At 49.4% G+C, this 23,312-nt stretch carries 23 protein-coding genes; 5 read left to right on the forward strand and 18 right to left on the reverse strand.

Annotated features, from left to right (window positions below; all coding sequences use genetic code 11):
* Positions 1-24: 24 nt before the first annotated feature.
* The 4 genes from FHS16_RS03355 to FHS16_RS03370 all read right to left on the reverse strand — a co-directional run bounded on the left by FHS16_RS03355 (position 25) and on the right by FHS16_RS03370 (position 4,703).
* Complete coding sequence (locus tag FHS16_RS03355; protein WP_246431574.1) at positions 25-1,140, reverse strand: sulfate ABC transporter substrate-binding protein; 1,116 nt, start codon at positions 1,138-1,140, stop codon at positions 25-27.
* A 659-nt stretch (positions 1,141-1,799) separates the two neighbouring features.
* A complete protein-coding gene (gene dnaI / locus FHS16_RS03360; protein WP_183559650.1) occupies positions 1,800-2,756 on the reverse strand; it encodes a primosomal protein DnaI in 957 nt (318 codons plus the stop codon).
* An 18-nt stretch (positions 2,757-2,774) separates the two neighbouring features.
* Entirely contained in the window at positions 2,775-4,307 is a 1,533-nt protein-coding gene (locus FHS16_RS03365) for a replication initiation and membrane attachment family protein (protein ID WP_183558880.1), read from the reverse strand.
* A gap of 105 nt (positions 4,308-4,412) precedes the next feature.
* Positions 4,413-4,703, reverse strand: a complete 291-nt coding sequence (locus FHS16_RS03370) for a YuiB family protein (RefSeq protein ID WP_183558882.1) — start codon at positions 4,701-4,703, stop codon at positions 4,413-4,415.
* A gap of 163 nt (positions 4,704-4,866) precedes the next feature.
* On the opposite strand from FHS16_RS03370, the gene hemQ reads away from it, so the two are divergent.
* Positions 4,867-5,613 carry a hydrogen peroxide-dependent heme synthase gene (hemQ, locus tag FHS16_RS03375; protein WP_183558884.1) on the forward strand — a complete coding sequence of 249 codons (747 nt, stop codon included), beginning with the start codon at positions 4,867-4,869 and terminating at the stop codon, positions 5,611-5,613.
* Between the two features lie 269 nt (positions 5,614-5,882).
* Here hemQ and FHS16_RS03380 read toward each other — a convergent pair whose 3' ends face one another.
* Together FHS16_RS03380 and FHS16_RS03385 are read right to left on the reverse strand one after the other, a co-directional pair.
* Positions 5,883-6,149, reverse strand: a complete 267-nt coding sequence (locus FHS16_RS03380; RefSeq protein ID WP_183558886.1) for a hypothetical protein — start codon at positions 6,147-6,149, stop codon at positions 5,883-5,885.
* The gene (locus tag FHS16_RS03385) at positions 6,149-7,342 is read right to left on the reverse strand and encodes an NAD(P)/FAD-dependent oxidoreductase (RefSeq protein WP_183558888.1); all 1,194 of its coding nucleotides are present in this window, start codon (positions 7,340-7,342) and stop codon (positions 6,149-6,151) included. The genes FHS16_RS03380 and FHS16_RS03385 overlap by 1 nt, the downstream gene beginning before the upstream one ends.
* 331 nt (positions 7,343-7,673) lie before the next feature.
* Here FHS16_RS03385 and FHS16_RS03390 point away from each other — a divergent pair, with 331 nt between their 5' ends.
* Both FHS16_RS03390 and FHS16_RS03395 read left to right on the forward strand, forming a co-directional pair.
* Positions 7,674-8,675 carry an NAD(P)/FAD-dependent oxidoreductase gene (locus tag FHS16_RS03390; RefSeq protein ID WP_246431575.1) on the forward strand — a complete coding sequence of 334 codons (1,002 nt, stop codon included), beginning with the start codon at positions 7,674-7,676 and terminating at the stop codon, positions 8,673-8,675.
* A 119-nt stretch (positions 8,676-8,794) separates the two neighbouring features.
* Complete coding sequence (locus FHS16_RS03395) at positions 8,795-9,034, forward strand: hypothetical protein (RefSeq protein ID WP_183558892.1); 240 nt, start codon at positions 8,795-8,797, stop codon at positions 9,032-9,034.
* Between the two features lie 57 nt (positions 9,035-9,091).
* Here FHS16_RS03395 and FHS16_RS03400 read toward each other — a convergent pair whose 3' ends face one another.
* The 7 genes from FHS16_RS03400 to FHS16_RS03430 form a co-directional block, all read right to left on the reverse strand.
* Positions 9,092-9,235 (reverse strand): sporulation histidine kinase inhibitor Sda, encoded by a 144-nt coding sequence (locus tag FHS16_RS03400; RefSeq protein ID WP_183558894.1) that lies wholly within the window; start codon positions 9,233-9,235, stop codon positions 9,092-9,094.
* 302 nt (positions 9,236-9,537) lie between these two features.
* Complete coding sequence (locus tag FHS16_RS03405) at positions 9,538-10,440, reverse strand: metallophosphoesterase family protein (RefSeq protein WP_183558896.1); 903 nt, start codon at positions 10,438-10,440, stop codon at positions 9,538-9,540.
* Between the two features lie 28 nt (positions 10,441-10,468).
* Positions 10,469-10,810 carry a DMT family transporter gene (locus tag FHS16_RS03410; protein WP_183558898.1) on the reverse strand — a complete coding sequence of 114 codons (342 nt, stop codon included), beginning with the start codon at positions 10,808-10,810 and terminating at the stop codon, positions 10,469-10,471.
* Positions 10,800-11,594, reverse strand: a complete 795-nt coding sequence (locus FHS16_RS03415) for an HAD family hydrolase (RefSeq protein WP_183558900.1) — start codon at positions 11,592-11,594, stop codon at positions 10,800-10,802. Before FHS16_RS03415 ends, FHS16_RS03410 begins: the two co-directional genes overlap by 11 nt.
* 14 nt (positions 11,595-11,608) lie before the next feature.
* The gene (locus FHS16_RS03420; RefSeq protein WP_183558902.1) at positions 11,609-12,955 is read right to left on the reverse strand and encodes an extracellular solute-binding protein; all 1,347 of its coding nucleotides are present in this window, start codon (positions 12,953-12,955) and stop codon (positions 11,609-11,611) included.
* 63 nt (positions 12,956-13,018) lie between these two features.
* Entirely contained in the window at positions 13,019-13,834 is an 816-nt protein-coding gene (locus tag FHS16_RS03425; protein WP_183559652.1) for a carbohydrate ABC transporter permease, read from the reverse strand.
* A 59-nt stretch (positions 13,835-13,893) separates the two neighbouring features.
* On the reverse strand, positions 13,894-14,763 hold the full coding sequence (locus tag FHS16_RS03430; RefSeq protein WP_221226262.1) for a carbohydrate ABC transporter permease: 870 nt from the start codon (positions 14,761-14,763) through the stop codon (positions 13,894-13,896).
* A 199-nt stretch (positions 14,764-14,962) separates the two neighbouring features.
* Here FHS16_RS03430 and FHS16_RS03435 point away from each other — a divergent pair, with 199 nt between their 5' ends.
* On the forward strand, positions 14,963-15,541 hold the full coding sequence (locus tag FHS16_RS03435) for a GbsR/MarR family transcriptional regulator (protein ID WP_183558904.1): 579 nt from the start codon (positions 14,963-14,965) through the stop codon (positions 15,539-15,541).
* Positions 15,542-15,778: 237 nt separating this feature from the next.
* On the opposite strand, the gene FHS16_RS03440 is transcribed toward FHS16_RS03435, so the two are convergent.
* Entirely contained in the window at positions 15,779-16,450 is a 672-nt protein-coding gene (locus FHS16_RS03440; RefSeq protein ID WP_183558906.1) for a YheC/YheD family protein, read from the reverse strand.
* Positions 16,451-16,671: 221 nt separating this feature from the next.
* The gene (locus tag FHS16_RS03445; RefSeq protein WP_183558908.1) at positions 16,672-18,840 is read right to left on the reverse strand and encodes a DNA topoisomerase III; all 2,169 of its coding nucleotides are present in this window, start codon (positions 18,838-18,840) and stop codon (positions 16,672-16,674) included.
* A gap of 234 nt (positions 18,841-19,074) precedes the next feature.
* Between FHS16_RS03445 and FHS16_RS03450 the strand changes: the two genes are divergently transcribed.
* Positions 19,075-20,223: a metallophosphoesterase gene (locus FHS16_RS03450; RefSeq protein WP_183558910.1), complete on the forward strand. Its 1,149-nt coding sequence runs from the start codon at positions 19,075-19,077 to the stop codon at positions 20,221-20,223.
* 64 nt (positions 20,224-20,287) lie between these two features.
* Here the strand turns inward: FHS16_RS03450 and FHS16_RS03455 are convergent, their stop codons facing one another.
* From FHS16_RS03455 to FHS16_RS03465, 3 genes are read right to left on the reverse strand one after another with little or no spacing between them, the layout of a single operon-like run.
* The gene (locus FHS16_RS03455; protein WP_183558912.1) at positions 20,288-21,148 is read right to left on the reverse strand and encodes a YhfM domain-containing protein; all 861 of its coding nucleotides are present in this window, start codon (positions 21,146-21,148) and stop codon (positions 20,288-20,290) included.
* A 42-nt stretch (positions 21,149-21,190) separates the two neighbouring features.
* Positions 21,191-22,225, reverse strand: coding sequence for a FecCD family ABC transporter permease (locus FHS16_RS03460; protein WP_183558914.1), 1,035 nt, complete (start codon positions 22,223-22,225; stop codon positions 21,191-21,193).
* The gene (locus tag FHS16_RS03465) at positions 22,222-23,235 is read right to left on the reverse strand and encodes a FecCD family ABC transporter permease (protein WP_183558916.1); all 1,014 of its coding nucleotides are present in this window, start codon (positions 23,233-23,235) and stop codon (positions 22,222-22,224) included. The genes FHS16_RS03460 and FHS16_RS03465 overlap by 4 nt, the downstream gene beginning before the upstream one ends.
* Positions 23,236-23,312 lie beyond the last annotated feature (77 nt).

Below are 23,312 nucleotides of genomic sequence, written 5' to 3' on the forward strand. Positions count from 1 at the left end.
CTCCAATCTTTTTTGAATGCTGCATTATGAGCCTGGTGTATAAATTTTATCGAAAATGCCGCCATCCGCAAAATGTTTGGTTTGGGCTTCTTTCCATCCGCCAAAGTCTTTGTCAATCGTAAGCAGCTCAAGTGATTTGAATTGCTCGGTATACTTAGCCGCAACGGTTTCAGAAATCGGTCGGTAGTAGTTTTTAGCCGCAATCTCTTGGCCTTCCTCGGTGTACAGGTATTTCAGGTATGCCTCGGCTACTTCACGAGTACCGCGGTCATCTACCACTTTGTCTACGACAGCAACCGGCGGCTCAGCCAATATGCTCAAGGATGGATAAACGATTTCGAATTTGTCAGGACCAAGCTCGTTAATCGAAAGGAAAGCTTCATTCTCCCAAGCGAGCAGCACATCGCCGATTCCACGTTCCACGAAGGTTGTCGTTGATCCTCGCGCTCCGGAATCCAGAACAGGAACATGCTTGAACAGTTCAGCTACAAATTCTTGCGCTTTCGCTTCGTCATTGCCGTTTTGTTTCAATGCGTAGCCCCAAGCCGCCAGATAGTTCCAGCGTGCACCGCCTGAGGTTTTCGGGTTAGGCGTAATCACTTCAACTTTTTCCTTGGTAAGATCATTCCAGTCTTTAATGCCTTTCGGATTTCCTTTGCGAACAAGGAATACGATTGTAGAAGTATATGGGGAGCTATTATGTTCGAATTTAGATTGCCAATCCGCTTGGATCAAGCCGGGTTCTACGATCGCATCGATATCATAGCCGAGCGCAAGCGTTACAACGTCGGCTTTCAGACCGTCAATTACGGCACGCCCTTGTTTGCCTGAACCGCCATGTGATTGCTTAATCGTTACTTCTTGGCCAGTCTCAGCTTTCCAATGCTTGGAGAATGCTTCGTTGAACGCTACATAAAGCTCACGAGTAGGATCGTACGAAACGTTCAACAGCTCAACAGGAGGCTTAGGCTCTTCTTTTGCTGGCTCTTCTGATGCTGTCGCATTCGTCGTTGAAGACTCGTTAGCAGGTTTATTCGTCGCTTTGTTTCCTGCGTTGTTGCCGCCTTGGCCGCAAGCTGCCAAAACCAGTACTAATGCTAATAGAATAATTGCTGACCGAACGTGAGTAATCTTTTTCATCTTGACACACACCCCTTTTTTAATTTAACAGGCTCGCAGAAACACGAATAAATACGATCATGAACGGTCATGAACGGTCATGAACGGTCATGAACAGTGTTTCACTGTAATAGGTGTTTACTCCGGTTGGTCCGGTCGAAAACCATTATTCCTACCCGTTTAGTTGGTTATGGAAGAATCTTACCAGCGACCACCTAACACTGTCAATACTTAATTTCAAAAAAATGATAAGTTTGATCAGAAAGCTTTATATGGGAAGCATATCCGCTGTACTTTCGCAATTCATCTCTATTCTGATAGATTTGACCTACACATTCGCCCCCCTTTTGTCCGCAACGGTATAAAGGAGGCGTCATAGCTTACTCACGTGCTGTAAGAACCCACATGCGCTTACAGCCACTCGCCCGCACGACACACTCACCTTATTGGCGCTGTAAGCACGCCGATGCGCTTACATCCATTTCCCCGCACTCCCCTGCTTCCCGGACAACACGCAGCTTTACGTCAGACAATCCATTACCAACAACCATTTATGCAAAAAAAATAGCTTTGGCAGCATAATCCCCACAGGATCAGCCAGCCAAAGCTATTTCAAATTATTCCGTCCGTACTTATTATCGACCGCACTTATTTCCATCCGTACTTATTATCGACCTCACTTATTTCCTTCCGCGCTTATTCTCGCCTTTTACCATTACCACTTCTACATAAGGACGAATCCGGTCCATTATCCGCTGACCTTTATGCAGCTCATCGCCATCCTTGCTCGTGAAGCTGAAATGCTGCTCCAACGCATCGAGCTCGTAATTAGACGTATAGAAGGTCGGCTTGCGCTGCATCCGGTAATTCAGTATGGCACCAAGCACATGGTCGCGAACCCAAGGGTTTAAATTCTCTGCGCCCATATCGTCGAAAATGAGCAAATCGGTTTCTTTCATCATTTCGACCGTTTCCTTCAGCTTGCCGGGCTCATGCATCAGTGATTTCAAATCCTCTACGAAATCCGGCATATAGACGATTACGCCTGAATAACCGGTTTTGGCAAGCTCATGCAGCAAGTAGCACATCAGATAGGTTTTACCGGTTCCAAAACGTCCTGCCAAATACAGGCCTTCTTCTTGCAAGCCATTCTCCTTCGTCCGATCGATGTAGCGGAGAATTTGACCGACAGCCTTCGTCCGTTCCCTATCGCTCTCCAAAATTTCATCTAAGGAATAGCCGCGCTGCAATGCTTTCTCATCGATATAAAAGCTCCGTACACGGCTTCGAATCTGGTCCTCCGTTTGGCGGGCATTAAATTTCTTGCACGCCACCTTGCGGTCATACAGCTGTGTCAGGCCGTTCAGCGATTCTGAGCTTAACAAGGTGTAATGTCCTTCAAAGTCATTCGGACAATTATCTAGCCCCGGGCAATTCGTACAATTCCGGTACTCTGTGACGTATTGGTATACGCGGTTCAGATTCAGACGAATCGTCTGATCGTCCAAATCCGGATATTTCAGTCTTAGCTTCTCTACAAGCGGTTCTGCAAGCAGTTCGGTCAGCTTAAGCTCCGCTTGCTCTGTGATGGCTTTGCCTGACGGCCAAGCCTTCAGCAAATCGCCCATCGATTCCATCATCTGCTCACACCGCCTTTATCCTTTGCCTTCTAATTTGCGCGCCAGCTTGCGAAGCTCCTCAAGCTCGTCTGCCGACACCTCTGTGGAAGTTGTGTCCTCTTGTACAATCGGAATGGACGGCTTGCGAGAAGTTCCTCGGCTGCCGCTTCCCCCCCGTGCACCGCCCTTGGCATTGTTGTAACCACCGGCGTAGCTGAGCGCCGCTTCTTTGCGTCGCTCCTTATCCTGCTCGACTTGCGCTTGCTCCCGAACATACACAACCGCTTTCTCAAACGTATCGATTTGTTTCACAAGCATATTGGAAGCTACTGCATCCAAAAACGTTTTTGTTACACGCTGCGCGTCATTTGCTCCGATAACATAATGGATAAGTACATTGATCACGGGCCCAGCCAATTTATAATTCAGATCCATTCGCTCGAATACACGCTCGATCCAATCCGGTACAGCACCAGGGAAAAAACGCTGCAGAAACCGGGTATGCGGCTCGTTTCTCATGAGCATATTGTACTGCTGGACATCGCATCGGCCGCTGAGCTGATTCGGAACCTGCAAATAATGCTGTTCCTGAACCTCGAACTCCTCTGTCAATTCATCAGGATCTGCCTGCTCTTCCCCTGATACGACCGGCGTACGTGAAAGCGCTCGCTGCCGCTCCCCTTCCCGCTTCTTGTCCTGCCTATAGAATTGATTAGCTCGCAGCTGCAGCTCATCAACGTTAAGCGTACCGCTCTCGCTAAAAATTCCGTCTTCATCAAGCAAACGGCATATATCTACAACGCCTAGACTATATTTGTAGGCCACATAGTTGACCTGAGCAAGCTGTTCTTCGTCGCTACGCAAGCGCTCCACAAAGCGGCGATTGGCGGAGTTGCGCGGAAACCGCAATATAATCTCTCCATACGGAATGCCTGCTGTAGCCTGAGCAGCTCTAGCGGAAGCCTGTCTAGATGGCGCAACCTCCGTGAGCGCTTGCTCAAGCTCGTCATCCACCGACTGCATATTCAGCTTGAACAGCTCGTAAAATGGCACCGAGATATTTTCTTTCGCCAATTGCGCGCCTGCCAGCTCATCCGGTTCGTTAGCCCCAAATGATTCGCGCAGCGAGATCACCGCATATTTGCCAACCTTATCGCGCAGCAGCATCGTCAAATGCATATTGCGGAAAAATTCCGCTGGCGACAATGGCTGCGACAGCTCGTATTCGTATATAACATCCGCATTATCGGGTACGCCTAGTCGCGAGGTTTGCAGCAAGCCAACTGCCTCCAGCTTGGATGCCTGCTCAATCAAGTGCTTGCGCCCTCGCTCATTCATTTCAAGTCCGAGTCCAAGAAACAGCTTGCGCTGCGGCTCGATAGCTGAGTAACCGGAGGTTCCCTCCGAGATTCCGTGGTAAAGCTGCTGATAAAATGCGACAGCAAAAGCGCCAACCATCGGTTGATAGATTAGCGAAAGCATTTTGTAGTCCAGACTGCTTAAAGAAAAGTCACGGAATATGTAGTATCTATGATGCTCCGTGTATTGCAATATATTATTGATGCGCACTGCACCAGCTCCATCCCTTGCTTTCATTCTATCATTTTAACATAAAAACCGTTGTTCAGGACGTGTCGAAAAATAGAAAAATCCCCCGAATGAGGGATTTTTCGATTAGAACATTTTATAGCCGCCCTTGCGGAGCGCCTGTATGGCCCAACCGCTTACATAAGCGCCGACCAAAGCTCCGATGACCGGAATGTAGTCAATTATCGTGTAGTGGGCAAAGTTTTGAATCGTCGTCTCCGCCGAAGCATCCCATGGAGCCCATATGCCAAGTACAATCAAAGCTATAATAAATAAATATATCGGGAACCATGTTGTTTTTAAAAGCATATTCAGAATAAAGCCGATACCGAACATCATAACTAAAAACAGCACCGTTGCGATAATTAACTGAAGCATCGAAACTTCCCCTTTCAGACTCTCGTTATTAGTTTAATTAATGGCCCGAAGGAAGTCAATTACGAAAGGACAAATGTCACAAGACCGCCATTTGCTCCGCTTGCCCAGAGTACGATACAATGATGGCAGCATCATTATGGAGCTTGAAGGGAGCATTTATTCAATGAGTGAAGCAGCACAAACATTAGAAGGCTGGTACGCGCTGCATGATTTCCGCAGCATCGACTGGACCGCATGGCGCTTAGCCGATGAGAGCGAGCGCAGCCGTGCGCTGGACGAGCTGCAAAGCTTTTTGCAGCAATGGTCAACAGTTGAAGAAAATAAGGAAGGCAGCACTGCTGTCTATTCCATCGTCGGTCAGAAGGCTGACTTTATGTTCATGCATCTGCGTGAAACACTTGAGGACTTGAATGCCATCGAGACCGCATTCAACAAAACGTCCTTCGCGAGCTTCACCTACCCGGTGCACTCTTATGTGAGCATCGTCGAGCTTAGCAACTATATGGCGGCACCTGGATCCGATCCGATGCAAAATCCGGATATTATCGCAAGGCTGAAGCCTACGCTTCCGAAAGCAAGCCACATTTGCTTCTATCCGATGAACAAACGCCGCGACGGGCAAGACAACTGGTACATGCTGAGCATGGACGAACGCAAAACGATGATGCGCAGCCACGGCATGATCGGCCGCTCCTACGCGGGCAAAGTGAAACAAATCATTACCGGCTCTGTCGGCTTCGACAACTGGGAATGGGGCGTGACACTATTTGCGGACGACGCCTTGCAGTTCAAAAAGCTCATCTATGAAATGCGCTTTGACGAAGTGAGCGCGCGTTTCGCTGATTTCGGCGATTTCTATATAGGCAACTTTCTGAACGGTGAGAAATTCGCAGAACTTCTGGCGATATAGCCGATTATTTAGGGGTTGTCTCTAAAGGGTAATCCCTTTTCGGCCATTCACATAAGAATGGACTGCTGAACCTTCATCCCACTATAAAGTGGAGGTGGAGGTTCTTTTTCAACTTTATAATATGTAGCAATTTAGTCGATGCAATTTTCAATAAAATCATATGTGCCAGAATGGTTCCATTCCGCGTCCTTGCAAATCGCCACGAAAAAAGGCCTTCGCAAGAAACGGCATCAATGCCGCTTCCATAGCGAAAGCCTTCCTATATAAAACTATTCCTCGTCTTCATCCTCATCGTCTTGCAGGCCAAGGCGCTTTGATTCCAAGTATTCCTGGGTAGCACGGTCGCGTTCGCGGCCTTTGTCCTTCAAGCGCTCAATAGCCGGCTGAATCAGCAGGTCCACTTCTTTTTGCACCGTATAGGCCAAATCGTAGCGCGTCTGCGACTCTAGGAAGGAACCAACCTCCATCAAAGCATTGTAACGATCAAGCTCATCCCGTGTCAGCAAGCCGCGCACCTGTACGCTGCAATGTCTCATTATAGGAATTTGCCTTTGCGAAGAACGAGCGAGATCCCGCCGATAATGAACAGGTAGCGCAGGTCGATTGCTTTTTTCAGCCAAGCTGCTACGCGCCCTTTATACTTTTTGCCGAACGCGATGCCGATTGCCTCTCCTTTGCCAAGTGATGCAACTGTTCCTTTGTTGCTGAACGTGAAGCCCTTTGGCGGTTGGTTGCGGATCGAAGCAACCAGATTATGCGCGCATACAACGCCCTGCTGCATGGCAATTTGAGCAGTTGGCGGATACGGACGGCCTTCCGGATTAAACATAAGTGAATTGTCGCCTACGATATAGATATTCTCATTGCCTGGCGAACGAAGGAACTCATCCACCTTCACGCGGCCGCGCATCGTCTCGAAGCCAGCTTCTTCAATGAGGCGGTTGCCGCGGATTCCGCCGGTCCAGATGACTGTTGCAGACTTGATTTCTTCACCTTCTCCAACTACAACACCCTCAGGCGAACACTCTTTGATCGCCGTTCCAATGCGGAACGTGACACCTTTCTTCGTCAATACGTCCATGCCGTATTCAACAAGCTCAGGATCAAAGCCTGGAAGTGCCGTTGGCGCAGCCTCGATATTGTAAATTTTCACTAGCGCAGGATCTACGTCGAATTGCTTGCAAAGCTCTGGGATACGGTCGGAAAGCTCGCCAACAAATTCAATTCCAGTAAAGCCTGCGCCGCCTACAACGAAAGTCAAATAATCCGTACGGTGCGGTTCGCGCTTGAAACGAGCAAATTGATACTCGATATGTTCGCGAATTAAACGAACGGAGTTGATGCTGCGGATATTCATGGCATGCTCGCCAAGGCCCGGAATGCCGAATGTTTCAGGCTCGCCGCCAAGTCCGATTACCAAATAGTCGTAAGAGAGCGTCCCGTCTTCGAGAATAACTTTTTTATCCTGCGGACGAATTTGCACGACCGTCGATTTCACGAAATCGATTTTGAATTCATCGATCAATTTCGAAATGCTCACACGTGCGTTTTCTGGATTGTCCGTCCCAGCGGCAGGCATATGAAGATGTGTTGTAATATAATGATAGTCATGTTTATTAACTAGCGTAACGTCAGCTTCATTGTAGTTTAATTCTTTTTGCAAGCGAAGTGCTGTTAGTATGCCTCCGTACCCTGCGCCAAGAATGACGATTTTAGGTATGTTGCTCATCGTATGATCCCATCCATTCCTCTTATCTTTGTCATTTTACATTGTGAAAAATTACACATGCTAAACCGAATATCTATAATTATAAGTTCAGTGTGTTCTAATTGAAGCCGTTTTATCAATGTATCATTCACTCGGAAACAAGAGGTTTCTCCACTCTTTGCAAACAGTCCCGAGCATAACATACATCAGAAATTTTACATAGTTTTAAGTAAAAGTTCAAGGGCAAAATATACGAAATTGTTTAGAACTCTATACAAATTAAATATTTCCTTCTTCTTCTATGAAGGATTATAATTGAAAACGTAATGCTTATAACATGGAGGTGGCTACATTGACTAACCCTGATACAACAGCAAGCCCAGTCGATATTTTAATTATAGGAGGAGGGCCTGCAGGCTTGTTCGCTGCTTTCTATGGCGGGATGCGCCAAGCATCCGTTAAGCTTATTGAAAGCATGCCTCAACTAGGCGGTCAGCTTGCAGCGCTATATCCTGAAAAATATATTTACGACGTTGCTGGATTTCCAAAAGTAACGGCACAAGAGCTGGTTGACCGATTGGTGGAGCAGCTTTCGCATTTCGAGCAAGAAATATGCTTGGAGGAAAAGGTAAATAACGTCATTAAGCATGACGAACGCCTCTTTGAGATTATAACTGACAAAGGTTCACATTATGCCAAAGCCGTTATTATTACAGCTGGGGTAGGCGCGTTCGAGCCTAGAAGGCTTGAGCTGCCGGAGGCTTCCAAATTCGAAAAGAATAATCTTCATTATTTTGTAGGTGACTTGCAGCGGTTTAGAGGGCAGAAGGTACTGATAAGCGGCGGCGGCGACTCAGCCGTAGATTGGTCACTCATGCTCGAGCCGATAGCGGAAAGCGTGACGCTAATACACCGAAGAGATAAATTCCGAGCGCATGAGCATAGTGTCGAACAGTTGAAGCAATCCAGCGTGAATGTCCTCACGCCAAAGGAAATTACAGCGCTGCACGGCGAGGACCGTATAACGAAACTGACACTGACCGATGTCAAAACGATGGAAACAACCGAGCTGGATGTTGATGCCGTCATCGTCAATTTCGGTTTCATCTCTTCGCTTGGTCCTATAGCGGATTGGGGCATTCACATTCAGGGAGGTTCGATTGTTGTGGATACCCGGATGGAGACGAACATACCGGGCATATTCGCGGCTGGTGATATTACGACTTATCCTGGCAAGCTTAAGCTGATTGCAGTAGGATTCGGCGAGGCTCCGACTGCGATTAACAACGCGAAGGTTTATGTTGACCCAAGCGCTAAGCTGTCGCCTGGTCATAGCAGCAATATGAAAAGATAACCATATGACCTATTGCACGTTTAGTTAAAATTCAAACATAAGGGTATCCTAACCTTGGCGTTTAATCAAACGTTCACCTATCGCATACATATGCGAGGCGTGCCAAGGAGGATACCCTTATGTTTTGTCCGGTTTGCAACGGAATTCAATCTCTGCATGAACGCTGCTCCTCTTGCGATAGCGCAATTGTTGATTGCGGCCGTTCATCCGATCTGACAGGCCCATATGCTCCCTATGGTCAAATCGATGTCGATCCGCTCCGAAATGAGGCGGCTGAGCAAGCTGCTCGCGCCTGCATGCATATGCTATATTGCCCGACTTGCAACCAAGCAACCGAAGTATCGGTTATGGAATGGTAATCATGTTGCGACTGCAGCTCGTTCCCGCATTAAGCAGTAATTCTGACCGTAGCCTCATTAAGCAGTAATTCTGACCGTTTCCGGATTAAGTCGTCTTCGTTTCATTTCAATAGCCAGCATTCGTATAAAATCGGGCTCCAATTTAAATTGGATAGCTGCATAATAGGTGTCTACCAGCATTTCATCGGACAGTAGCTCCATCACTACACACCCTTTCTTCCATCCTTTGGTTATTACTTGTTCATAGTAGCATGGCACTAATAGAAGGACAACAGCCCTAGTTATACACAAGATGTTGTGGATACGGTGTGCATAGCGTGTGCATATACGTATATCTATGAGTAAAATCAATGTGAATAATGTGGATACAGTTATCCACAGGTCGTTTTGCTAAGCTATGCTATAAAAAACTTTAATCGAAATCTATGAATCTATTAATGGAATATATTAACGGCATTACATATTTCCTTCAATTTGCTAGCTTCCAGACGGCAAAAAAGCCCCTAAGGGCTTTCTGCTCCTCTGCCAGCGCTCACCTCGTAGGCTGCTGACGCTACCCATGCGGAGGCAGTGAAATCTCTGCCGCGCACGATTACTTTATCCTTATATACGTCTACATAAAGGCCTTGGCTGCCTTCCTTGTACTCATCCTCATTCGTCCATAGATAGGCAACCGACGAGCAATTGAATAATACGGCCGTCTCCCCCTTGCCGTCGAAAGCCGTTAAGCCCGCTTCCAGCTCCCAGTGCGTGTGCCCGCTAAACATAATCGCCTCTGGGTACTTCTCCAGCACTTCCTTCAGCTCCTTATCCTGCGTTACGCCAAACCAGCCTTGAGATTCCAAAGACCCCGCTACCGTATCCTTCAGAGGCTGGTGGAGGAAAACGAACTTCGGTTTTGCAGCATCTGCTCTCTCGCTAAGCTTATGATCGAGCCAAGAAAGCTGGTCCGCGCTCAAATAAGCAAAATCCTTCAACCCTTGCTCCGAGCCCAAAAAAATAAAATGATAGTTTTGAAGCCAAACGTCATGATAGGGTCCCTTCATCCCCGTAAATTTTTCATAGAGGCTCAATTGACTCGCCCATTCGCTAAGAAAAATATCATGATTGCCGTACGTAAGCCAAATCGGCGGCAATTCAGCTTTATAGATGTCCCATATCCGGACAAATTCCTCGTACTCGGCACGAAGCCCTCGATCGGTCACATCTCCTACATGCATGATACCAATGCTGCTATCAGCATTTGCGGCAATATCCTGAAGCGCATGCATCCAATGTTCATTATGAAGATGCTCGGGGTCTGTCGTCACATGCGTATCCGTTATAACCTGAAAGCTTATAATGGGCGTCCGCTCGTCTTCTCCTGCCGGAAACACGCGTGAATCGCCAGCCAATGGTTTCAGCATCGGAACGACCTCCTTTTTCTATTCATGTTCAGTGGGCTTTAACACTCATATTCAATCCTACTACCCCCACAACGATTAACCCGATCCAAAGCAATGAAGCAACCGGAAGCTTCTCATGAAACATGATAAAGCTGGCCAAGGTGATCAAAATAATGCCAATGCCGGACCATATTGCATACGCTACGCTAACGTTCATATAGGCTAATGCGAAATTGAGCATCGTAAAGCTCGCCCCGTAGAATACGAACATAAGCACGGATGGCCAAAAACGGGAGAAGCCCGCCGAATATTTCATCGAAACGGTTCCCGTCAGTTCCAAAACAATCGCAAGCAGCAGAAACGTCCAGCCCCACCCCGTATCAGCCTTCATCGGATCGCCTCCCGATACGGAGCTGCGAGTATCCGCTTATCCATTCATTCGCATCGGGCAGCAACTGCGCGGCAGTTGCTGCATTCGCAGCTGCATGAATGCCGATGGAAACAGCTGCGCCTGCTGCCAGGCCCATTCGCATATCGCCATTCGTATCGCCAAAGATGGCCGTATCCGAGCATGAAAGAGACAGCTTCCCGCAGGCTTGCTGCATCATGTCGGGAAACGGCTTTCCTAGCTCAACAAGATCGCTTCCAACCACGGCGTCGAAATAGCTTCGTATCCCCATCCATGCCAAATGCCGCTCTGCAGACTCTGTATCATCAGCCGTAACTACGCCGAGCTTTAAGCCGTGCTCCTTGCAGCTTGCCAGAAAGGCAAGCAGCCCCGGAAGGGGCTGGGCCGGCCGCAGCCGTTCCAGCTCCCTATCCGCATGCTGCTTGCATTGCTGCACAAGCTCCATCGACTCCGCCCATGACAGGCCTGCCTGGTAGCTTTGCCAGGACAGCACCGCGTACAAATCTTGCATTGAACCCATCGCAAGGGGACCATTCCGGTCGTAATCGGTAATTTTTCCGTCTTTCCCATGTATCGTTCCCCACAATCTCGGAACGATATCGGATGAAAAGGTAAGGCCTCGCTTCCTTAGCTGCTGCGCGAATGCCTCAAATACGGATTCGCTCCAACAGCCCCACATGGCGATAAAGTCGAGCAGCGTTCCATCCTTATCGAACAAGATGCCTGTCACCTTGTATGCTCGATTGTGTATGATTAAGTCAGGCATAATGTCGATCACCCCTATTTCAATCTATCCAGTTCCTTCTGTGCTGTTGCCTTCGCTTCCTTTAACGCTTGTTCAGCTGAGACGTTGCCGATCTGAACTTTGTCTGCCGCGATGGTAAGCGCATCGTTTATTTTGCCCCCTGTAGGGTCTTGGAAAGGAGCCGATGCATGAGCTGCCTGCATAAGCGGCACTTTGATTTGCGGGTTTTGCACGCTGAATGCTTTGTACGCCTCATCCTCCAAAGCCGATGAGCGTACAGCGATATAGCCTGTGCTAATCGACCATGAAGCCGTATTCTGTGGCTGCGAGAAGAACGTCAACCATTTGTAGGCTGCAGCCTTTTGCTCATCGCTCACGCCAGATGGAATGCCTGCCATGATAGCTGATGCCGCAGGCTTGCCTTCTCCAGCGCCTTCCCAGCCTGGCTGCTCCATCGCACCTACAATATTGAAATCCAGATCGCCTTGGTCTCCGCTTGAGCCCGTGTAGCCTGCCGCATGGCCCTTCATGACATCATCGATTGTCTTATACCAATATTCCCAGCCTTGACCGCCGGAGTGAATCGTCATAATTTGGTCCTCGTGAATCCATTTGCGGAACAGCTCCCATGTCTCGATCCATTCAGGCGAGTCGATCATGACTGTTTTGCCGTCCTCGCTAAGCACCGATCCGCCCTTGCTGAAAACAGCATCCATCATATTGTCCTTGCCCCACATCGGTTCCCATCCGAAAAAGCTCGTTTTCCCATCAGTCTTTGTCGTCATCTTCGCCGTTGATTCCGCTAGTGCCTCCCAGGTTTTGAAGTTGTCAGGCGTTAACCCGTTTTTCTCTAGCGCATCCTTCCGGTAATACATGACCTGGGTCGTGCCGTACATCGGGAGGAAAAACTGCTTGCCATCCAATTGTCCTTGACCCAGGAAGGTTTGCACGAAGTCCTCCTTATTAAAGGCTGAATCCGCAGCAATCATGTCACTCATGTCCGTGAAGAGTCCCTTTTGCGCCCAAGTCATATTCGAGGAAAGCACGGCTGCTGGCGCTTGCTTCGCCGCAATGGCCGCTTGAAGCTTCTGTTCCGTTTCCGAATAGTCCGCTTGCGCGATCCCTTTCACGACTACTTCCTGCTGAGAGCTGTTGAACAGCTCAATTTTCTCCTTCATCGTATCTCCCAGCTTGCCGCCTAGGCCGTACCAGAATTCAATCGTAACGGGCTCTTTAGGCGCTGCCTCGTTCGTTGCTGCATTTGTTGGCGCATTCGTGCCGCTCGCTGCGCCGTTCGTGCTGCTTTCGGCTTGTCCGCAGGCGGAAAGCACCGTAAAGCTTACTGCCATCATCAAAGCTAATCCTTTTTTCTTGTTCAACATCGTATTGTTTCCTCCACTCTATTTGTATGAATCGGTCAACGTATTAAGCGTTTCAATTTCCAATCAGCCCTTGCTAGCGCCGGCAGACATATTAAAGCTTTTCAGAATCGTTTTTTGCGCAAAAAGAAACAGGACAAGCAGCGGCGCTATCGTAAACGAGCTTGCTGCCATAATGAGCGGCCATTTTAAACCGTAAGCCCCTCCTTCCACGAAGAAGCTTCTCAAGCCGGCTGAAACAAGCTGCAAATCCGGATTTTTAGTAATCAGCATCGGCCAGAAATAGTTATTATAATGATCAATGAAGGTGATAAGAGCGAGAACGACAAAGGATGACCGCGCCACTGGAACTAAGATGGAGACCAAGATTCGCATATGCGACGCGCCGTCGATCTGTCCTGCTTCTACCAGCTCATGCGATACCTGGAGAAAAGCTTGTCTGATCAAAAAAATCGAGAATACGCTGACGCAATTCGATAGAATAAGCCCCGCATAAGAGTCTAGCAGGTTCAGCTTCGCTAGAATCATATAGCTTGGCAAGTACACCGCGGTGCTAGGTATCATATAGCCAAGCATAATGACGGCGGTAAAAGCTTTCTTCAATCGAAAGCGCATATGCGTAAGGGCGTATGCCATCATCGCGGAGTTCATCGCCTGTAACACGACTATAACGGCAGCTACGACGATGCTGTTCGTTAAATACCGCCAAAATGGCGCCTCCAGCCAAGCTTCCAAGTAATTGCCCCATTGGGGCGAGTTAGGCCAGAAGGTCGGGGGAAATTGCCAAATCTCATCGTTTGTTTTGAGCGCGCTGGTCGCCATCCAATAGAATGGAAAAGCCATAGCGGCGCTGAATAGCAGAAGAATGAGATGATGGAGCATCCTTCGAACACGGTGAACGGCTGGCAAGGTTAAGCTCTCCTTTCTGTCATTCCTTGTGATTACGAGCTGTAGTGAACGGTTTTGCGACTTACCGCAAACGAAATGACCGAAAGAAGCATGCAAGCGAGCACCAGCACGACGGCTACCGACGAGGCCTCGCCGATATCGAAGGACTCGAACGCCGATTGATAATACATGTACAGCAGCGTTCTCGTTGAACCAGCAGGGCCTCCTTGGGTCAGCACGTTAATTTGGTCATAGGCTTGAAGCGCCGAGATCGTTTGGACGATAAATAGAAACAAAGTAGTCGGCGAAATGAGCGGCAGCGTGATGTGCCTCAGCTTGCTCCAGCTCCCCGCACCGTCAAGCTCGCCCGCTTGCAGCAGCTCGCGCGGCACGTTCTGCAGTGCTACGATGTAGAACACCATCGTCCAGCCGATCAGCTTCCAGATCGTCACGATCAGCACACCCGCCAGCGCCCAGCTTGTATCCTGAAGCCAGCCAACCCCCTCCAAGCCGAACCAGCGCAGCACCGTATTGGCCAGTCCCACCTTTGGTTCGAATATCCAAGACCATACGATCGATACAGCAACCGTTGGAGTCACCCACGGGGAGAACATCAGCGTGCGGTACCATGCTGCCCCCTTCAGTGTTCGATTCAGCAGCAGCGCAAGCCCGAGGCCTCCAAGCATGACCGGCAATACGCTCCCTAGGCAGAAAAGCAGCGTGACGCCAAGCGACTGGTAAAAGGCGGGATTGTCGAACAAATACAAATAATTATCTAGGCCGACGAAGGTTTTAACCGGACTCATGAAATCCCAATCCGTAAAGCTCAAGTAAAATATCGTGCCAAGCGGGATAATCCAGAACACGATCAATGGAATCATTGCCGGCAGCGTGAATAAAAGAGCCTTCCATTCCTTAACCATAGCGGGTTTCAGCACCCTCCTTAATTACGTTCAATTTTTCCTTAATATTTGTTATAATAGTCGTATTAAATGGTTATTCACCTCTATCGTTCAAGAATTATTGTACGTTCAGTGTATGACGACTGCATTATCGGAACGTCAACTTCCGTTAAAGATCTTGTAAAGAAATTCGAAAATTTGAATGATGCGGGTGAAAAATATGAAGAGAGCATCCAGTCCCGATACAGGCGACACTCCGGCGACGCAAGAGCAAATTAGAGGGAAAATTATTGACGCTATTGCACAAACGATGGATTTATATGGAGCCAACTATTCCTTCGGTCAGCTGTACGGGGTTATGTTTTTTGAAGATAAGCCGATGACGCTCGAGGAAATGAAGCAGCATATGAATATGAGTAAAAGCAATATGAGCTACGCCGTCCGTTCCCTGATGGATTCGAAGATGATAATGAAGCTTGACGAAAAGCAGGAGCGCAAAGACCTGTATGTCGCAGAAACCGACTTCTTTCAAGCGTTTCAAAACTTCTTCGCCGCGAAGCTGCAGCGCGAGATCGACGTGATGCTCGGGGCGATCAACGAAGTGATCCCCCCTCTCTCCGAAATCATATTGGCCAAAGAAACCGAGGAGGAGGAGCGGCAGCTTTGTCTGAAAGATCTGCATAAGCTGCGGCATGGCATCGACTACTACAGCTGGCTTCAGCAGTTCGTAGACGGCTTGCGGAGCGGATCTTTTTTCCACAAACCGATTGAAGATGCAGATGATGTTGCAACTTCTTAACTTTACATTCATCCTGCTGAGAAAATATGCTTGTCCCGATAAGGTCATTCCGAATAGGCCTGCTCCATAAAACGCACAAAAGAACCTTCAGCACCATTTGATTAGTAGGCTGAAGATTCCTTTTACCCTTTATTGCAACTTAGCGAATAAGAGCTCTCATTTTTCGAAATGAATCTGAAAAGAAGCAGCCGCCCGTTATGGACGGCTTGCTCTTTTATTGGGGACAGCCCCTTCAGCTTATTGCGGCCGTGTATTGACTTCAAAAATCCATATCTTTCCTTGCTTATCAATTCCGTAATCAAAGCCGAGCTGGCCGATTCCCGGATATTTAGCCTCAAGCACAGCAGTCGAGAGTACAGTCAGCTCTCGCATTTTATTCTTTTTCTCCGAAACCTGCGCAGAGGATAGCGATTTGCTTATGCCCTCAGCTGCGGTTACCATGGTGCCGCCCCTGCACAAATTCGTAACGAACAAACCCCTTTTGGCAATGCGTCCGACGATTGCACGGTAGACCCAGCCATTATCTGTCTTCACGTATTTCACCCGGTAGTCAATTGGCTTGCCATCCACTGTTGCTAGATAAATGCCCTTTTGAATCAAATAGGAACGGCCCTTGCGTTGTTTGTTAAGTGCACCTATTAACGCTCCGAAGCTAGCAAACCGTTTCGTCTGCGAATAATAAGTATACGCGTAGCCCCCACTGTCCCTCGTTACTTTAATCACACCATGCCCGCCAGCCCCAACAACTGGTTTTACGACGACCATTTGATGAGAATCCAGCATGGATCTAAGGTTGTTCGGCGTAAATCTCCGTGTAGGAGGAATATGCGGCGCGATGCTCGAGTGTGAAAGCAAGATTGCCGTTTTCGCCCATTTGCTGGCCAACTGCCTGCCCTGATGTTCACCCATCCCAATCTAACCCCTTTCCTATCTTCATATCCATAGCATATGACGGAGTACTATCTATCTCTTGGATGAATGACATAGGTTAGTAGCCTTTATTTGGAAGACTAGCAGCATCTGCTAGGTTTAAGGCTAAGGGCAGCCCTGCATTACTGCCCTTTAGAATCAATAAATAAAAAGCCGGCAAGCTCTCACGATGGTGAGCTTGCCGACTTATACGATCGTTATTAATCCGATTGTTTCTCAAGCGCAGCTTTCAATTTATCAGCCAAGCTGTTCGATAAAGACGTATTATCGCTGTATTGCTCAATCAGCTTCTGGTTCTGCTTCCGATTAACTTTGCCATTCTGCTTGTCGCCAAGCATCTCAATGACATTGCACGGCTTGCATTGCGCAAATTTCCCTGCTTTGCCGTCCTTGATCTCCATTTTTTTATGGCAGTTCGGGCAGCGCTTGTTCGATAGCATCGGCTCCGCGGCACGGCGGTACCCGCATTCGCGATCCGAGCATACGAGTGATTTGCCCCGCTTGCCGTTTATCTCAAGCAGCGGCTTCTCGCATTCTGGACATCGCGAATGCGTCAGATTATGCGGCTTGTATTCCTTCGTCTCCGCAATGACCTCCGACACCCATTTGGCTGCTTGCTGACGTACGTTTTTCATAAAAGCTGCAGGATCTCCCTTGCCCTTGGCGATCCGCTCCAAATCCTGCTCCCACTTGGCCGTCAGATCCGGGCTTCTAAGCTCCTTTACCACCAGCTCTATCAATTGCTTTCCTTTGCCAGTAGGCATCAGCTTATTTTGCGTCCGTGTAATGGTATCCGTTCCTAGCAGCTTCTCGATAATATCGGCTCTTGTCGCTGGTGTTCCAAGACTGTGCTTCTCCATCCGGGTGAGCAGCGTAGCTTCCGTGTACCGAGGCGGCGGCAGCGTACGCAGCTCCCGTATTTTCTCTTGCTTAACCGTTAGTGTCTGCGCATTCGAGAGCGGCGGCAGAAGCTGGGAAGGCTGGCGGTCGGCTTTGCTTTCTCCAGCATCGCCCGCTCCGTCATCGTCATCGTCATCATCCTGGCTGGAAGCATTCACACTCGTTTGATAAATTTCTTTCCAGCCTTTTTCCTTCTCGATCTTGCCTTTGGCATAGAACTGATCCTTGTCCACAGTTAACACGACGCTAGTCTCATCATAACGGTAAGGCCCATAGAATAGAGCAATGAAGCGTCTGACGATCAGATCATACAGTCTCCGTTCGTCATTGCTCAGTGCGGCTATGTTAACGAATTGTTCCGTAGGAATAATGGCATGGTGATCGGTAACCTTCGAATCATCGACAATTCGCTTCGTAACCGGCAGCTGCATTCTCACCAGCCTGCGCGCAAGCTGCGCGTAAGGTCCCACGGCAATGCTCTCAAGCCTCCCTTTTAAGGTCGGGACCATGTCGCTGGACAAATACCGGGAGTCCGTACGCGGGTACGTTACGAGCTTATGCTGCTCATACAGCTTCTGAAGCACGTTCGAAGTCTGTTTGGCCGAGAAGCCCAGCTTCTTATTCGCATCGCGCTGCAGTTCCGTCAAGTCATAGGCCTGAGGATGCGGCTCAGATTTCTCCACCGTACGGAGCCTGCTTACCTTCGCTTGCCCGCGCTTGATTCTTGCAGAAATGGCATCAGCTTCCTCACGGCTCCATATGCGCCCGTCATGGGCGTCCTGTTCCCGCCAGATAGCAGAGAAGTCGCCAAAATCAGCGAACACATTCCAATAGGGCTGAGATTGAAACGATTGAATTTCCTGTTCCCTCTCCATCAGCATAGCGAGCGTCGGCGTTTGTACGCGGCCCGCTGCAAGTTGGGCATTATATTTGGTCGTCAATGCACGCGTCACATTCAGTCCGATCAGCCAATCCGCTTCTGCCCGGCAAACCGCCGAAGCGTACAAATGGTTATAATCCTTGCCCGGCTTCAATTGATTAAAGCCGTCCTTGATCGCTTTATCCGTCTGCGAGGAAATCCACAGCCTCTTGAACGGCTTTCTCCAATGAACAAGCTCCATGATCCAGCGCGCAACAAGTTCGCCTTCGCGCCCTGCATCGGTTGCGATAATGAGCTCGCCGATGTCCTGCCGCTTGCATAGCTGGGCAACTGCTCTGTATTGCTGGGAAGTTTCCTTCATGATCTTCAAATTCATTTTATGGGGAAGAAGCGGCAAATCTTCCAAATTCCATGTTTTATATTTTGGATCGTAATCCTCCGGCTCAGCCAATGTCACAAGATGTCCGAGTGCCCAAGTCACCACGTATTTCGGACCTTCCATATAGCCCTTATGTTTCTGTCCACAGCCAAGCACACGCGCGATCTCCTTCGCTACACTCGGTTTTTCTGCCAATACAAGCGATTTCATTTCATTATTCGCTCCGTTTCCGTTTATATGCGCTATTCTCTATGACGAAACGATACCATAGGCTAGCAGCCTGCGCAACGATTGTGCAGTCGGCGCACGATTCTATGTGCAAGATAGCAGGCATAGGATGATCGCCTTCTGCTAATCTCGCATTTTTTGCTGTGCCAAGTCCCTGTATGCTATAGTAAATTCAGCTTAGAAGCTAATAGATAAAAAGCTAGGGAGCGTTGAGGGATGAAGCTGCGTTTTATTGCTATTATTTTTTGCGTATTGCTTGTATACAGCGGTATTTCCTTCTATATCGGCTGGAATGGATGGCTGTTCTTATCCACCGTGTTCGACTTGAAATCCGCAGGCTGGTACACGCTGGCCGCCGGTCTTATCGCTTATGCGTATATCATCGGCCGCGCTGCTTATGGCACGCCGCTGCGCCCGATCGCCGAAGCGTTTAAGGTCGTTGGATCCTATTGGTTCGCCATCCTGGAATATGCCGTCCTCATTCTACCGCCGGCAAATATTATTGCTCTTATTCTGAAAGCAACAGGAGCAGATCCAGCTGTTTATATCGTTGGTGTAGGCAGCGTCGTCTTCGGTCTGATGGCCATCCTACTGCTCCGTGGCAGCTGGAACGCATGGAGCCCTATCATTCGAACCTACCAGGTTCAGGTGCAAAAGCCTGCAGGAGAGCTGAAGAAGCTGCGAATTGCCATGGCGTCGGATCTTCATCTTGGCAATATCGTCGGCAATCGGCATTTGGAGAGGCTGGTTAGCCACATCGAACAGATCCAGCCTGACCTCATTCTGCTGCCCGGCGACATTCTCGACGATGATATTGAACCGTTTCTTCGTAAAAACATGTCGGCGGTGCTCGGCAAGCTGAAGGCGCCTTTAGGCGTATACGCGGTAACTGGCAATCATGAATATATTGGCCGCAAAGTGCCTGAATTCATCACTGCCATGGATGCGATTGGCATCCGAGTGCTCATGGATGAGTCAGCGCTCATCGCAGACAGCTTTTATCTCGTCGGCCGCAAGGACAAAGCCTCCGCAGGCTTCGGGGCTGATGGAAGAATGACAATCGGCGACCTCATCGCGCCGCTCGATCAATCAAAGCCGCTTATTATGCTTGACCATCAGCCGTCCGATATCGCGAAGGCTGCTGAGAATGGCATCGACATTTCCGTATCCGGCCACACGCACCGCGGCCAAATGATGCCTAACCATCTTATTACGAAGCGCTTGTTCGAGCTGGACTGGGGTTATCTGAAAAAGGGCAGTCTACACGCTATCGTATCCTCCGGCTTTGGTTCATGGGGCCCGCCGATAAGAATCGGAAGCCGCTCCGAAGTTGTTCATATTGAGGTAGAGTTTGTAACGGGCTAATTGGAAAATGACAGCATTAAAAAGCGGGAGCCGATGACTTAACCAGCCATCGGCTCCCGCTTTTTTAGTCGACATCGGCAATGCGCCATACCGCCCCTTGCTCTTTGCCGCGATGAAAAACATATAATGTGCTCGAAGGATCGCCGCCATCGCGGCTTTGTATCGTACGGACAGTCGCCTCGAACAAACCTTTCTGTTCGTTTATCGAAATTTCGCCATCAACCCTTATGCTCGTTACCGTGAATCCATTAAAGCTTCCAGCTCCCTGCCTCGCCTCTCTTGCCGAATCCGTATACAGATTCATAAGCTCATCCCTATTGCTCTCATGCATAAATCCAATCCGCAGATTAATGAGCTCGACTAGCAGGCGCTCATCATCCGTATATAAATGGCTGTCTAAATAGGCTGGTGCATAGCCCTCTCCTGTCGGCGAAGGAGACTCGTTAGGCAGGTCATGCAGCTCCCTGCCTTCTAAGAATGACAAATCCATGTTTCGCTCCGCCTCACCCTCAGCTGCCGAAGCATTGCCGCTAACCGAATACGCTTGCGCAAGAATCGATTGCAGCTTCGCTGATGATGATTTCTGCAGGTGATACAACGTTCCCGTATCTCCTTGCTTCATGTACGTACCGACTTCGTATTCGTCCGAGACCCATAGAAAATATTGGCGATTGCCGAGTGTGACTGCATATGGAGGGAAAGCGACGTCAACTATGCCCGGCTGTTTCTTTCCGAAACGAAATGCGTATTCGAATGCTCTTATCGTCTCACCGTCTTTCCAAACGACCTGGGAATTCGGCTCCGCTTCCTGAAAGGTTATCATTCGCTGAACGGTAACCTCATCCACGATGACCCGAAGCAAAAACATGGTTATGGCTGCAACCGCAATCAAGAGGCATGATACAAGGATAAGTCTTCGCCTCAAACAATCCCACTTCCCCCGATCAAGTCTCGCTGCAGAGCAGCGCTACCTGTTATTTCTGGTACGATACAGCAAATAAATAAAGAATGGCGCGCCAATGCCGGAAGTAAATACGCCGACCGGTATGTCAAGCGGCAAAAAAGCCGTCCGAGCAATTAAGTCGGCTAATGCAACGATGATACCGCCGAAAAGAGCCGATATGGGAATGAGCCTGCTGACCATCGGTCCGACCATACGCCGAGCCGCATGCGGTGCGATCAGCCCGACGAATCCGATAACGCCGCCGATTGAAACGGCAGAGCCTGCCAAACCGACGCTAATCAGAATGAGTATAAATCGGTGCCTCTGGACCCGGCTTCCAAGACCGATAGCCAGCTCATCGCCAAGGAGCTGCATATTCAACTGTCTCGTGTAGAAATACAAGATACCCAATAAGACGATGCTCCATGGCAAAAGGTTCCACACATAGCTCCAAGTCGAACCGTATACCGTCCCGGTGAGCCATATATAAGAGGAGCTTGCCGAATAAGCTGGGCTGAATACGAGCATGAAGGTCGTTATCGCCGATAGCAGCGATGCAATTCCGATGCCAACGAGCACGAGTCGGAACGGATTAACGCCGTTTTTCCACGCAATGAAATAAATAAGCAAGGCTGCTCCGAACGCCCCAAGTACAGCAGCAAACGGCAAAAAATGAATGCTCACCGCGCTTGGCATATAAGTAATAAAAGCTACGGCTCCGACGGATGCCCCGCCTGTAATTCCAACCACGTCAGGTGCAGCCAGCGGATTACGGATAACGCTCTGCAGGATCGCTCCTGCAACCGCAAGCGATGCGCCGACGAGAAAAGCCACGATGACCCTTGGCGCGCGCAGCGACTGCACGATTAGAACATGATCAGGGTTTCCTTTGCCCAACAAGGCGCCCCATACCTCAGCCGGCTTAATCAACTGCTCGCCAAACGCTAAACTCGCGATGAGCACGAGAATTGCAGCCGCTCCGAGCAGCAAGGCTGCTCGAACAGTTTTCAAGTGGAAACGCCGCGCCCTGCGTCCTGTGCCTGCAACGGAATGCTTCATCTTGTCATCAGCTCCTTTCGGGCGATGTAGATGAAGAACGGCGCCCCAATCGCCGCTGTCATAATGCCGACGGGGACCTCTTCCGGCAGTATGATGAAGCGAGCGATCACGTCTGCGGCTAGCAGCAGAACCGCTCCGAGCAAGGCACAATAAGGTAACAGCCAGCGATAATCCTGGCCGCAAATGTAACGCGCTATATGCGGTATTACGATGCCGATTAAGCCGATCGGACCGGCTACCGACACGGCACCGCCTGCCAGCACCACAACGATAATGCCCGCAGCCAGCTTAATAAGCCCCGTCCGCTGGCCAAGTCCTCTCGCTGCCTCCTCGCCCATTCCGATGATATTCAACTGCCTGGACAGCAGGACTGCGGCTAACCAACCGACTCCCATATAAGGAATAACAGCCTCCAACGTTTGGATGTCCCGCCCTGCGATCGAACCGGCCAGCCAAAACATAACATCCTGCAAGCCATTCTCGTTATGGACAAGCATTCCTTGCGTCATAGACACGAACAAAGCGGTCATCGCGGAGCCCGCCATAATGATTTTGAGCGGGGACAGCCCGTCTCTGCCTAGCGACCCTAGTGCATAGACGACTGCAGCTGCCACCGCTGCCCCGCCGAATGAAATCCATACGAGCACACTCATTTGCGTCACTTTGAAAACCGTAATCGCCGCTACAATTCCCACGCTCGCGCCTGCGTTAATGCCCATCACGCTAGGAGAGGCAAGCGGATTTCTCGTTATAGCTTGCATGATGGCCCCGGCCATCGCCAGGCTCGCTCCAATCGCTGCCGCCATGCATGCGCGGGGCAGCCTTGTCGTCATTACGACAACCTGCTCCATCGAGCTTTCGTCGTAATCGGTAATGACTGCCATCAGATCGCTCCATTTGATTGTCGTAAATCCGAATCGGACGCTGGCGATGAAGCAGCCTAACATAACAATGAAGCCTGCAACTAATCCTGCGATCTTGCCTATGGTGCTGTTTCTTCCATTATTCATTCCGTCGAACGCTCCCATTACGTTTAATGAATAAAGCACAGACGGCTCCCGCCATCCACGGATGGCGAAAGCCTCTA

The organism is Paenibacillus endophyticus, from assembly GCF_014192395.1.
GTDB lineage: Bacteria > Bacillota > Bacilli > Paenibacillales > Paenibacillaceae > Pristimantibacillus > Pristimantibacillus endophyticus.